Below are 12,478 nucleotides of genomic sequence, written 5' to 3'. Positions count from 1 at the left end.
CACCCGCGTCATCCGCTCGCGGTCGGCGTTGAGCGCGTGCGGAAGTCGCTCCAGTCGCCGACTCACCGCGGTCAGGTAGCGGGCGAGGTCACCCAGCCGGCTCACCCCCGTGGCCGCGACGAAGCCGACCGGCACCAGCCGGGCCAACTGGGCGCGGATGTCGGCAACCGCGTCGGCCTGGGCGGAGCTCGGCACGTCGGGCAGCGCGAGTTGCACATCGTGCAGCGCGGCCAGCACCTTCTCCACCCGGCGCACCACATCCAGCGTGCCGGCGACCAACGTGCCGGTCAATCGGGTTCGGGCGGAGACGAATTCGTCTCTGGTCCAGACCGGCCCGGGAACGTGCAGCGCGACGGCGGCGTCGGCGCAGTCGTCGAGCAGTGCCGACAGAGTCCCGTCCGGATTGTTGCCGAGCACCAGCTTGGTCCGCAGATCCAGTTCGCGCTCGACGGGTTTGGCGATCGACGGCCCCGCCAGCCGCAGCAGCCGCCGGCTCCCGGACGGCGCTGCGGCCTGCTGCTCGAGCTGGGTCGCGAACACCCGGATGGACACCGACGAACCTCCGTCGACCATCGCCGGATATCCGCGGACGGTGTGTCCCGTGGTCCCGCTGCTCTCGACGACACGCGGCAGCTCATCGACATCCTCGGGCCAGTCACGCAAGCCGGAACGCTCGAGCCCACCTGCCACCGCGGCCGCCACCGCCTGCCGGGCGGGTGCGGCGAGCTGGTGCTGCAGCTCATCGAGGCTCTTGCCGCGGGCCACCACGGTGCCGTCACCGGATTCCACCGCGAAGGTGACCCGTAGGTGCGGCGGCAGCTTGTCCAGATCGAAGGCGTCGACGGGGACCAGGATCCCGGTCCGGCGCCGCAACTCCCGCTGCACCGCGTCGAGCAGCGGCCCACTGTCGGGCGTGATCGCCGCGAGCAGCGCGCGCGCAGTATCGGGAGCGGGAACGAAGTAGCGCCGCAGGTCCTTCGGCAGCGACCGGATCAACGCGGTGAGCAACTCCTCTCGCAATGCGGGCACCTGCCAGGCGAACTCGTCGCCACCGAGGCGGGCCAGAACATCAACCGGGACATGCACGGTGACGCCGTCGGCGGCGGCGCCGGGTTCGAACCGGTAGCTCAGTGGCAGCGTCAGATCGCCTGCGCGCCATGCATCCGGATGCTCGTCATCCTGTTCGGCGCGCATCAGGTCTTCTCGGCGCATCGTGAGCAGGTCGGGTTTGCGGTGACGTTGTTTGCGCCACCATCCGTCGAAGTGGCGGGCCGACACGATGTCCGCGGGGATACGCGCGTCGTAGAACGCGTGGACCTCGTCGTCACCGACCAGCAGATCGCGCCGCCGGGCCCGTTCTTCCAGCGCGGCGAGCTCGGCGCGCAACCGGGTGTTGTCGCGGAAGAAGTGGTGCCGCGTCTCCCAATCGCCCTCCACCAGCGCGTGCCGGATGAACAGATCCCGTGCCACCTCTGGGTCGATCTGCCCGTAACCGACACGCCGGTGGGCGACGATCGGCAGCCCGTAGAGCGTCACCCGCTCATAGGCCATCACCGCGCCGCGCTTCGAATCCCAGTGCGGCTCAATGTAGGTCCGTTGCACCAGATGCTCGGCGACCCGTTCGACGGCCTCCGGCTCGATGCGCGCCGCGGTGCGACCGTAGAGCCTGCTGGTCTCGACGAGATCGGCGACCACAACCCAGCGCGGGGGCCGGCGGGTCAGCACCGAACCGGGCGCCAGCACGAACTTCGTGTTACGCGCCCCCGAGTACAGCCGGGAGTCGCGTCCCTCACCATCGCGTAACCCGATGTGGGACAGCAGTCCTGAGGTCAGGGCCGCGTGCACCGCCGCGGTGTCGGCCGGTTCGTCCTGCTCCCGGATCCCCAGATCCCGGCAGATGCTGCGCAGCTGTCCGACCAGGTCCTGCCACTCCCGGATCCGCAGATAGTGCAGGAATTCGTCGCGGCACATCCGGCGGAAAGAGCTTCCGGAACGCTCTTTTCGCTGCTCGGTCAGGTACCGCCACAGGTTGAGGTAGGAGACGAAGTCCGAGGCCTCGTCGGCGAATCTGGCGTGCTTCTGGCGGGCGGCCTCCTCCCGGTCCACCGGCCGCTCCCGCGGATCGGGAATCGACAGCGCCGCAGCGATCACCAGGACCTCGCGGACACACCCCTCGGCGTCGGCCTGCAGCAGCATCCTGCCCAGCCGTGGGTCCACCGGGATCTGCGCCAACCGGCGGCCCACGGTGGTCAACTTCCCCGAGCCGTCGAACGCGCCGAGCTCCTGCAGCAGGCCGACACCGTCGCGGATACTGCGCGCGTCCGGGGGGTCGAGAAAGGGAAAGTCCTCGACGGCACCGAGATCCAGTGACGCCATCTGCAGGATCACCGCGGCGAGGTTGGTGCGGAGCAGTTCGGGGTCGGTGTAGCGCGGGCGGGCCTCGAAGTCGGCCTCCGAGTACAGCCGGATGCACACCCCCGGCGCCGTTCGCCCGCACCGCCCGGAGCGCTGCTGGGCCGACGCCTGCGAGATCGGCTCGATCGGCAGCCGCTGTACCTTGGTGCGGCGGCTGTAACGCGAGATGCGGGCAGTCCCCGGGTCGACGACGTAGCGGATCCCGGGAACGGTCAACGACGTCTCGGCGACGTTGGTGGCCAACACGATTCGGCGTCCGGCTCGGCTGGTCTGGAACACCTTCTGCTGATCGGCGGTGGGAAGCCTGGCGTAGAGCGGCAGCACCTCGGTGTTGTCGTCGAACGCGCCACGAAGGGCCTCGGCGGTGTCGCGGATCTCGCGCTCACCGGACAGGAACACCAGCACGTCGCCGGGGGGCTCGGCCGCGAGCTCGGCCACGGCGTCGACGATCGCCTCGGTCGGATCGCGCAGCTCCGTGCGCACCACCTCGTGGTCGGGGTCGTCAGGGTCCTCGACCCCGTCTCCGCCGGCGGCGGGAAGCACGACTTCCAAGGGGCGGTACCGGATCTCGACCGGGTACGTGCGCCCCGACACCTCAACAATCGGCGCTCCCGAGCTGGACCCATGTTCGGCTCCGCCGAAGTGCGCCGCGAAGCGCTCCGGCTCGATCGTCGCCGAGGTGACGATGACCTTGAGATCGGGGCGCCGTGGCAGCAGTTCCCGCAGATAGCCGAGCAGGAAGTCGATGTTGAGGCTGCGTTCGTGCGCCTCGTCGAGGATCAGCGTGTCGTAGCGCAGCAGCCGACGGTCCCTCTGGATTTCGGCGAGCAGGATCCCGTCGGTCATCAGCTTCACCAGCGTGCGGTCGCTCACCTGGTCGGTGAAGCGCACCGCATACCCCACGGCCTCACCCAGCGGCGTGGCGAGTTCATCGGCGATCCGCTGCGCGACCGTGCGCGCGGCCAGTCGCCGCGGTTGGGTGTGGCCGATGGTGCCGCGGATCCCGCGGCCCACTTCGAGGCAGATCTTCGGCAGCTGTGTGGTCTTGCCCGACCCGGTCGCGCCGGCGACCACCACCACCTGGTTTTCGTTGATGGCCCTGGCGAGGTCGTCGCGCCGCTCGCTGACGGGCAGGTCGGGGTAGCTGATCACCGGGACAGCGGCTTCGCGCGTCGCGACCAGCGCCTCGGCGGTGGTGAACTGGCCGGCGAGCTTGTCGAGCTGCTCGGCGCTCGGGTTGCGCAGCTGCTTGAGCCTGCGCCCCAGCCGAGTGGCGTCGCGGAACGTCAGCCCGTCCAGGCGCGCCCGCAGCGCGCGAAGGTCGGCGGTGGACGGTTCGGACACTCCGGCAACGATAGGCGGCGGACCGTCAGTCCGCTCCGACCGTCGTCAGGCAGAACGGGTGCCCGACCGCGTCGAGCATGACCCGCCACATCGCCGGCTGGGCCTGGTGTTCGGCTTGGCGGGCGCCCAGCCGCTCGGCTCGGGCAACGGCGTCGTCGAGATCGGTCACCGACACGTCGAGGTGCATCTGCTTGTGCTGGCCGGGTCCGGGCCACGTCGGCGGGACGTAGTCGGCGACGCGCATCATCGCCAGGATGTGGGCGCCGTCGGTGATGGCCACGACCCCGCCGTCGGGTGATTCGACCGGACGGCGCATCCCCAGCAGGCGGCCGTAGAAGTCCGCCAGTTCAGCCGGATCCGGGCAGTCGATCGAGGCCGCGCCCAGCCGGCCGACCGGTGCCTCCGCGTGCGTCATGATCTCCACTCTGACATGGCGCTGTGGCCACCGGCGCGAGCGCTCGGGTACGGACGAACAGCACGGCACCTGCCAGCAGCGCCTCGACCAGCGCCACCGCGGAGGCCAGTTGCATCGGCGAGGCCGCAGCATCCGACAGCGAGCCGGGGACAGCGCCGTGATGGTGTGCCCCGGCCATCGGCAGGTGCACACCGACCATCACCAGGTTCATCGCCGCCACCAGCACCCAGGCCCGCACCGTGTCCCGGGTCCACAGCTCGTACCCGCAGTACAGGCAGCCAATGAGCATCACCACCGTCAGCGCCGTCACCCACGAGGCCGCCGCCGGGGCGAGTGATGCGCCGTGCAGCACCGCCGAACCCGCGGCCAGTACTGCCCCGGCCCGGCGGACGAGCGCGCTCGGTGCCCTCACAGAAGAAGTAGACCTCGCCGGCGCCGCGAACTCATCCCGAACGCCGCCGTCACCGAACGCCGCTGTCCCGCCGCTGTCACATAGTCGCGGGCCGTCTCGTCTACCGGTCATGACGTTCTCGACTCCCGACCCGGCGTGGCCGGTGCTGCTGCTGGCTGCCATCCAGTTCGGTGACGCACTGTTGTGCCTGCGACCGGTGCGGTTCATCGCAGAGTGCTTCGAGGCGGTGCGCTGGCCGCGCCGGCTGTGGTGGCTGATGCCGGTCATCAAGTTCGCGGCCACCGCAGGCCTGATCGCCGGGCTGTGGATTCCCTACCTGGCGGCGCTGACGTGCGCGGCGCTGATCGGGTATTTCGTGGCTGCCGTCGGCATGCACGTCGCCGCCCGCGATCTGGGCCGCAACCTGTTCGTCAACGCGACCGGAATGCTCGCGATCTGCATCGCCGTCCCGCTGGTCGCGTTCTGGGCCTGACCGCTACGGCTGGTCGGGCGACCAGTACTCCAGCATCTCGGCGAGGGTCTCGAACGCGGGCGTGTTGACACCGTAGGTCGCCTCAAAGTGCACGCTCAGCGGGAAACCCAGCCCGCCGACGCCGTCGATGACGCGCTTGTAGAGGTCGAGCATAAGTTTGCGTCGCTGCACCGGTTCGGACCCGGCGAGCGTCCCGACGAATTCCTGCTCGGCGGCCACCGCCGCGTTCCCGGGGTCCTGGATCAGCCAGTCGATCAGGCCGACCTTGGTCTCGAGCTTGGGCACGAACCCGAACGAGAGCAGGATCTCGGGCCGGTGCTCGGTCGTCCTGGCGAACTCGGTGAGCATCGCGACGATCGCGTCCGAATACAGCAGCTGCGTCATGCCGTAGGTGGCGCCCCGGTTGCATTTGAACTCGAAGCGGCCGTGTTCCCCTTCCCTGGTCGGGATCAGGATCACGCCACGGTTGGCGACGACGTTGTCGAACAGCGACAACGCGTCGGTCGGCGCGACGCCGGAGCCCTCGCCGTCGTTGAGGGTGCGCGGAACTCCCACGAACGCGATCCCGTCGAACCCGCTCTCGCCCAGCCGGGTCAACCTGGCGCGCAGCGTCGGCTCATCCATGAACGCGGTGACCTGTGTGCACAGGCCATTGATGCCGGGCAGCTCCGGCTTGATCATCGACCAGAAGTCCAGGACGTCGAGCTTCGGCTTCATCTCGATGGGACGGTCGTCGTCCTCGTCGATCATCCCCGGGATCATCACGTGGCGGACACGCCCGGCCAGGCCGGCTTCCGCCGAACAGCGCAGCACCTTCTCAGCGTCCTCGAGGGCCCGCTCCCGGCCCCGATCGACGTTCGGCGGCACCAGCTCCAGAGCGATGGTGTTCAGGCTCACAGCGTTGCTCCACATCTGACGTCGGCTTGTCCCGGCGGCCCGGCCGATGTCACTTCCTTCGGCCTCGCCCCCGCCACCGGAAAAAATAACCATACCGACCCGCCGATTCCGGGGCTCGGTGCGGAGGACCCGAGCGCACCCCACTCTCGGGACCGTTCTTTACATTGAAGGGAGTCCCATGAAGATTCCCCAGAAGCCCAAGACACTCCTCAAGCTGGCGATACTGCTGATCGTCTGCCTCGTCACCGCCTGCACCGGCGTGGAACCTGCGCCGGGCACCACCTCGGTCACCACTCCGAGCCCGAGCTCGCCGTTCGACCCGACGACGCCACCACCGCCGCCCACCGGCCCGCTGCTGGCCTACCGGGCGGCCGATGAGCTGGGGTTGGTGGACGGCACCAGCGTGGTAGCCACTGCGCCGGGCGCCTTCGACGCCTCCAACGACCTGATCACCACCGAGGACGGCCGGTTCGTGTTCGCGCGGACCACCGACAGCCAGGTCGCCACGCTCGATGTGGCCACCGGTGACGCAGCCACCCGCGCGGTGCCGGTGGGTCCGGTGCTGGGGACGGCCGGGCCGAGCTCGATCGTGTGGTGGGAGCAGCCGAATCGGCTCATGCAGCTCGATCTCGCCGACCCGGAGTCGCAACCCGTGCTGCAGCAGATCGTCGACCTGCCGCCGGTCGCCGGTATACCCCCGGCAGAGCCCCGGCTGATCGTCGCCCGCGGCGGTACCGCGGTGCTCGCGCGCGTGGAGGGTGCGCCGTCGCCGTTCGGCGGTCCGGACACGCTCTACGCGGTGCACGGCCCGGGTGCGCCGACACCGCTGGGTCAGGCTGACGCGAACACCCCGGTGACGACCGCCCGGCTCAGCGCCGACGGGGCCTCGCTGGCCTATGCGCTGTACCGCAGCAGCGACAGCACGTGCGGGACCGCCGTCGTCGTGGTGTCCGACGCCGCCGGATCCCAGCAGATCTTCGATGTGGCGGGCCCGGACGCGGCCACCGGGTCGAAGGTGCCGAAGTTGTGGTGGCCGACCACCGGCCTGCCGAAGCTGAGCCTGGCGATGTGGCGGTGCGACCGGCCGGAGACGTATCCACCGCTGGTGTGGCAGGTGACCCCCGAGAGCATCGAACAGGTCGTGCCGGCGACGTCGGCGCTGCAGACGGCCGACGTCGCGCCCGGGCAGCGTGCCCTTATCCTGCCGCACACCGGTTCCTACACCGAGCCGGCGGGAACGCTGGTGCTCGAGGAGAGTGACCGCCGGATCTCGATCAAGGACGGAGTCGACGCCATCGCCGTGATCCGCCTGGCTCCGTAGTCTGGATGGGGTGAGCATCGCACTGCAGGGACGGTTCGCCAGAGAGTTGCCGGAACTGGCGGTCGCCTGGAAAGCCGAAGCCGCGCCTGAGCCGCAGCTCCTGGCGCTCAACGAACCGCTGGCCACCGAGCTGGGCCTGGACCCGGAATGGCTTCGCAGCCCCGACGGGCTGGGCCTGTTGGTGGGCACAACGGTCCCCGCCGGCGCCACCCCCGTGGCCCAGGGCTACGCCGGCCACCAGTTCGGCGGATTCGTTCCGCGCCTCGGGGACGGCCGGGCGCTGCTTCTCGGAGAGATGGTCGACGGCTCCGGCCGGGTGCGTGACCTCCACCTGAAGGGGTCCGGACGGACCCCGTTCGCCCGCGGCGGCGACGGGTTGGCGGCGGTCGGACCGATGGTGCGCGAGTACGTCATCAGCGAGGCCATGCACGCGCTGCGCATCCCGACGACACGTGCGCTGGCAGTGGTGGCCACCCGCCGCCCGGTGTACCGGGAGACGGTACTGCCCGGCGCCGTGTTGGCGAGGGTGGCCGACAGCCACCTGCGGGTGGGCTCGTTCCAGTACGCCGCGCTGGTGTCGCGGTCCAGCGGGGACGTGGACGTGCTGCGCCGGCTGGCCGACCACGCCATCGCCCGTCACCACCCCGCGGCCGCCGAGTCCGACAACCGGTACCTCGCTCTGCTCGACGCCGTGATCGCGGTCCAGGCCGAACTGATCGCCCGGTGGATGCTGGCCGGTTTTGTGCACGGGGTGATGAACACCGACAACATGACGATCTCGGGCGAGACGATCGACTACGGGCCGTGTGCGTTCATGGAGAGCTTCGACCCGGCGACGGTGTTCAGCTCGATCGACAGCGGAGGCCGCTACGCCTACGGCAACCAGCCCGGGATCGCGCTGTGGAATCTGGCCCGGTTTGCCGAGACACTGCTCCCGCTGCTCGCGCAGGACACCGATCAGGCGATCACGCTCGCCGAGACGTCGCTGGGCGCGTTCCCGGCCCGCTACGAGGACCGTTGGTCGGCGGGCATGCGGACCAAACTCGGAGTTCCGGACGCCCCCACCGAGGTGGTGGCCCCGCTGGTGGAGGATCTTCTCACGCTGATGCAGCAGAGCCAGGTCGACCACACGTCGTTCTATCGCCGGCTGAGCCGGGCGGCCCGCGGGGACGCCGAGCCGGCCCGGGGAGAGTTCCTCGACCTCGCCGCCTTCGACAACTGGACCGCCCGCTGGCGCGCCCTGGGCCCGCATCCGGCGGCGATGGACCTGGTCAACCCCGTCTACATTCCGCGCAACCACCTGGTGGAGGAGGCGCTGACGGCGGCGACCTCCGGTGAGCTGGCAACCCTGGGACAGCTGCTCGAGGCGGTCGGGTCGCCGTTCGACGAACGGCCCGGGTTCGAGCGCTACGCCGAGCCAGGCGAGAAGGAGTTCAGCAGCTCCTTCCGAACTTTCTGTGGAACCTGACCGCACGGGCGTACCGTGGCGGAAACCCTAGCAGCTAACCCACAGGAGAGCCCTTGAGCGGCAACAGTGTCAGGCTTGGGCTCCAGGACCTGATTTTCATCTACGGCGAGACATCGAGTTCGAAGATGCACGTCGCCGGGCTGCTGCCGTTCACGCCGCCCGCCGACGCCCCGCGGGACTACCTGCGGCAGATGATCGACGAGGCGCGGCGCCAAGAGGTGATGGCGCCGTGGAACCGCAAACTGGCCCACCCGCGGTTCCAGTTCAGCCCGGTGCACACCTGGGTCACCGACGATGACTTCGACTTCGACTATCACGTCCGGCGCTCGGCGCTGGCCAGCCCCGGCGATGAACGGGAGCTGGGCATCCTGGTCTCCCGGCTGCACAGCAACCACCTCGATCTGACCCGTCCGCCGTGGGAGATCCACGTCATCGAGGGGCTCGAGGGCGGCCGGTTCGCGTTGTACATGAAGATCCATCATGCGCTCGTCGACGGTTACAGCGCGATGCGGATGCTGGCGCGCAGCCTGTCGACGGACCCGCAGTCGCGGGACACCCGGATGTTCTTCAACGTGCCGACACCGAAACGGGAGCGCCGCACGCCCCCGTCACCGTCGAATCTGCTGGCCTCCACGCTGCGCACGCTCGGCGGTTTCGGTTCCCAGATCGTCGGTGGCGTCAGCTCGGCGGTCGATCTGACCAACGCGATCGTCAACACCCAGATCCGGCGCGACGGCGAGTTCTCCAGGATCGCCGGTTCTGCGTCGGCGCCGCGCAGCATCCTCAACGCGCGGATCAGCCGCAACCGCCGGTTCGCCACCCAGCAGTACGAATTCGACCGGCTGCGGGCGCTGAGTTCCCAGCACGGCGCGACGATCAACGACGTGGCGTTGGCGATCATCGGGGGTGGTCTGCGCAAGTTCCTCACCGATTTCGACAAGCTGCCGGACCGCTCCCTGATCGCCTTCCTTCCGGTCAACGTGCGGCCCAAGGGCGACGAGGGCGGTGGAAACGCGGTGGGGGCCATTTTGGCTCCGATGGGCACCGACATCGAGGACCCGGTCGAGCGGCTGGAGACGATCACCGCGGCGACGCGCGCGTCCAAGGCGCAGCTCCAGACCATGTCACCGACGGCCATCATCGCCTACACCGCGGCACTGCTGGCACCGGCGGGCGGACAAGTCGCCGGCGCCTTGACCGGTGTGCAGCCGCCGTGGCCGTACACCTTCAACCTGTGCGTGTCCAACGTTCCCGGACCGCGGGAGCCGCTGTTCTTCAACGGATCCCGGCTGGAGGCGACGTTCCCGGTGTCGATCCCGATTCACGGGATGGCGCTGAACATCACGCTGCAGAGCTACGCAGAGACGATGAACTTCGGTTTTGTCGGGTGCCGCGACGCGCTGCCCCATCTGCAGCGGCTCGCGGTGTACACCGGTGATGCGCTGGGCGATCTGGAGAAGGCCTCGCTGCGCTAACCCGGCGTACCCTCGGCCCGGCCACGCGCATCGAGAACCAGCAGCGCGACGTGCAGCGACGTCCTGGACTCGCCGTCGTCGAGATCGACCCCGAGACGGTTGCTGATGCGAGCCAGGCGCTTGTACAGCGCGGGCCGGCTGATGTGTAGCCGCTCGGCGGCGGCCACCTTGTTTCCGGCGGCGGCCAGGTACTCGCGCAGCACCGCGATGTCGGAAGGGTCGACCCGGTCATCTTCTGCCAGCAGTGATCTCAGCTCGGTCTCGGCGAACCGCTGCACCCGCCTGTCATCGCGGAGCAGCGTGACGAGACCACGCAGCCTGGTGTCCGCGGCACGGAAGTAGGGCCGCGGATCCGCCATCGACAGCGCCACTTCGGCGATGTGAGCGGCTTCGGCGAGCCCGGCGATGGCGTCGGTGACCGCGTTCACCTCAACGGCCAACGCCAGTACCGAATTCTGCGGTGCATCGACACGCGCCACCTCGCGGCGCAACGCTTCGCCGAGCGCCGTCAGGGATTTCGGCACCGCGGAGGTTCTGGAGTCCTTCAGCGCGAAGACGGCGCCGACCTCACCGTCACCGCGCAGTGCGAACAGCCCGGTGTGGCCGGCGGCGTTGACCGTGTGCGCGACGGCGTCGAGCAGGGCGACATTGCGGCGATGGCGGGCAACAGGATCGCCGGCCCGCTTGTGTCGTTCGACCCTGACCACGGCCGGGAGGTAGTGCGTCGAGGCCCGAAGCCCGAGTGCGTGCGCTCGGGCGGCGGCCTCGCGTTCCTCGGTGACCCGGCCTTGGCGCACGTCGTCGATCAGACCGCTCTGGGCCTGCTGCTGCAGCCCGGACCGGTCGCGTTCGATCATCCGGTGCAAAGCCAGTGCCGCCGCCGCGCGCTCGAGGACCATCGTCGCCCGGCCGGAGTCAGCCGGAGAGCGCGGCACGACCAGACGTCCCCACTCCTCAGTGCGGGGTCCGACCGCCGTCGTCGCCCATGACTCGCCGCCGGCACCCGGACTCCGTCGCGAACGGCGCTCCCAGTCCTGCAGCGTGGAGGCGTGGGCGCCTGCGGACACCGCGAGCGCACGATGCGAAAGGTCCTCCAGCACAACGGGTTCGTCGAGCATCCTGGCTGCGGCGTCCACGATCCCTGCGACCGAGGCTCTGCGCATGCTCAGCTCGGTGAACGTTTCGTGAACGCGACGATCGAAGGCGACCTCCTCGTACTGTTCGGCGACGATCCTGCGGTGCACCGCCTCGGTCACCTCGACGAACCGGATCGGACGGTGCAGCACGACCAGCGCCAGGCCGAGTTCCTCCGCGATCGGCGCAGCATTGCCCGGAAGGACCGGCAGCCGGTCCCCCAGCTCCACCACCACGCCGATCGCCCCGGCGGACGCCAGGCGCTGCAAATACTTTCGCGGTGACCGCGCCAGCGCCGCTCCGGTAGTCAGCACCAGCTCCCCACCCTGCAGCAGGGCGGACAGGTCGGCCAGGTCGCTGCCGTGCACCCACCGCAGCGGCTCGTCCCACCGCCGCGCTGAGAGCACCTCCGGGGCACCGGACTGCACCACGGGCAACCCGATGACCTCCCCTACGGTCAGCGTCATGAACACAATGTAAAGCCAACAGAGCATCCAGAGACACTCTGTCGCCCGCGGCGAGGGCCGCTCGGCGCCAGACTCGGGTCATGCAGCGTATTTCCCATTGGGTGGACAACAAGGAGTTCTCCGGGACCGGTAGTGGTACGGCGCCGGTGACGAACCCGGCGACCGGTGCGGTCACCGGGCAGGTGGCGTTGGCGACTGTGCAGGACGCGCAGACGGTGATCGACGCTGCTGCGGCGGCGTTCCCGGCCTGGCGGGACACCAGCCTGGCCCAAAGGACTCAGGTGCTGTTCAAGTTTCGCGAGCTGCTCAACGAGCGCAAGGGTGAACTCGCCGAGATCATCACCGCCGAGCACGGCAAAGTCGTCTCCGACGCCCTCGGTGAAGTCTCCCGCGGTCAGGAGGTCGTCGAGTTCGCCTGCGGCATCCCGCACCTGCTCAAGGGCGGGTTCACCGAGAACGCCTCCACCAAAGTCGACGTCTACTCGACCCGCCAGCCGCTGGGCCCGGTCGCCATCATCTCCCCGTTCAACTTCCCCGCCATGGTCCCGATGTGGTTCTTCCCGATCGCCATCGCCGCCGGCAACACCGTGGTCCTCAAACCCAGCGAGAAAGACCCCTCGGCGTCGCTGTGGATCGCCGCACTGTGGGCCGAAGCCGG

Annotated in this window: 10 protein-coding genes; 5 read left to right on the top strand and 5 right to left on the bottom strand. The window is 69.5% G+C overall.

The features are described 5' to 3' along the window. The 3 genes from hrpA to WA944_RS22670 all read right to left on the bottom strand — a co-directional run. Nucleotides 1-3,759, bottom strand: a 3,759-nt coding sequence (gene hrpA, locus WA944_RS22680; protein ID WP_526647371.1) for an ATP-dependent RNA helicase HrpA, incomplete at its 3' end; no start/stop codon positions are given. A 25-nt stretch (nt 3,760-3,784) separates the two neighbouring features. Further along, the gene (locus WA944_RS22675; protein ID WP_526371207.1) at nt 3,785-4,174 is read right to left on the bottom strand and encodes a VOC family protein; all 390 of its coding nucleotides are present in this window, start codon (nt 4,172-4,174) and stop codon (nt 3,785-3,787) included. Beyond that, complete coding sequence (locus WA944_RS22670) at nt 4,107-4,586, bottom strand: hypothetical protein (protein WP_526371209.1); 480 nt, start codon at nt 4,584-4,586, stop codon at nt 4,107-4,109. Before WA944_RS22670 ends, WA944_RS22675 begins: the two co-directional genes overlap by 68 nt. Before the next feature lie 109 nt (nt 4,587-4,695). On the opposite strand from WA944_RS22670, the gene WA944_RS22665 reads away from it, so the two are divergent. Next, entirely contained in the window at nt 4,696-5,058 is a 363-nt protein-coding gene (locus WA944_RS22665) for a DoxX family protein (protein WP_526371211.1), read from the top strand. 3 nt (nt 5,059-5,061) lie between these two features. Here WA944_RS22665 and WA944_RS22660 read toward each other — a convergent pair whose 3' ends face one another. After that, nucleotides 5,062-5,955, bottom strand: a complete 894-nt coding sequence (locus tag WA944_RS22660; RefSeq protein WP_526371213.1) for a mycobacterial-type methylenetetrahydrofolate reductase — start codon at nt 5,953-5,955, stop codon at nt 5,062-5,064. A 178-nt stretch (nt 5,956-6,133) separates the two neighbouring features. On the opposite strand from WA944_RS22660, the gene WA944_RS22655 reads away from it, so the two are divergent. The 3 genes from WA944_RS22655 to WA944_RS22645 are packed head-to-tail and all read left to right on the top strand — an operon-like array spanning nt 6,134 to nt 10,219. After that, a complete protein-coding gene (locus tag WA944_RS22655) occupies nt 6,134-7,276 on the top strand; it encodes a hypothetical protein (protein ID WP_526371215.1) in 1,143 nt (380 codons plus the stop codon). Between the two features lie 10 nt (nt 7,277-7,286). Continuing rightward, nucleotides 7,287-8,744, top strand: a complete 1,458-nt coding sequence (locus tag WA944_RS22650) for a protein adenylyltransferase SelO (protein ID WP_526371217.1) — start codon at nt 7,287-7,289, stop codon at nt 8,742-8,744. Nucleotides 8,745-8,797: 53 nt separating this feature from the next. Next, nucleotides 8,798-10,219, top strand: a complete 1,422-nt coding sequence (locus tag WA944_RS22645) for a WS/DGAT/MGAT family O-acyltransferase (protein WP_526371219.1) — start codon at nt 8,798-8,800, stop codon at nt 10,217-10,219. Here WA944_RS22645 and WA944_RS22640 read toward each other — a convergent pair. Next, nucleotides 10,216-11,820 (bottom strand): PucR family transcriptional regulator, encoded by a 1,605-nt coding sequence (locus WA944_RS22640; RefSeq protein WP_526371221.1) that lies wholly within the window; start codon nt 11,818-11,820, stop codon nt 10,216-10,218. The genes WA944_RS22645 and WA944_RS22640 overlap by 4 nt on opposite strands. 80 nt (nt 11,821-11,900) lie before the next feature. On the opposite strand from WA944_RS22640, the gene WA944_RS22635 reads away from it, so the two are divergent. After that, nucleotides 11,901-12,478, top strand: a 578-nt coding sequence (locus tag WA944_RS22635) for an aldehyde dehydrogenase family protein (RefSeq protein WP_526647370.1), incomplete at its 3' end; no start/stop codon positions are given.

Origin of the sequence: Mycobacterium sp. (assembly GCF_049683355.1) — a bacterium.
In the GTDB taxonomy this organism is placed as follows: Bacteria; Actinomycetota; Actinomycetes; order Mycobacteriales; family Mycobacteriaceae; genus Mycobacterium.
The sequence above is the reverse complement of the archived record's forward strand: the minus strand, read 5'-3'. Positions and strand labels throughout refer to the sequence as shown.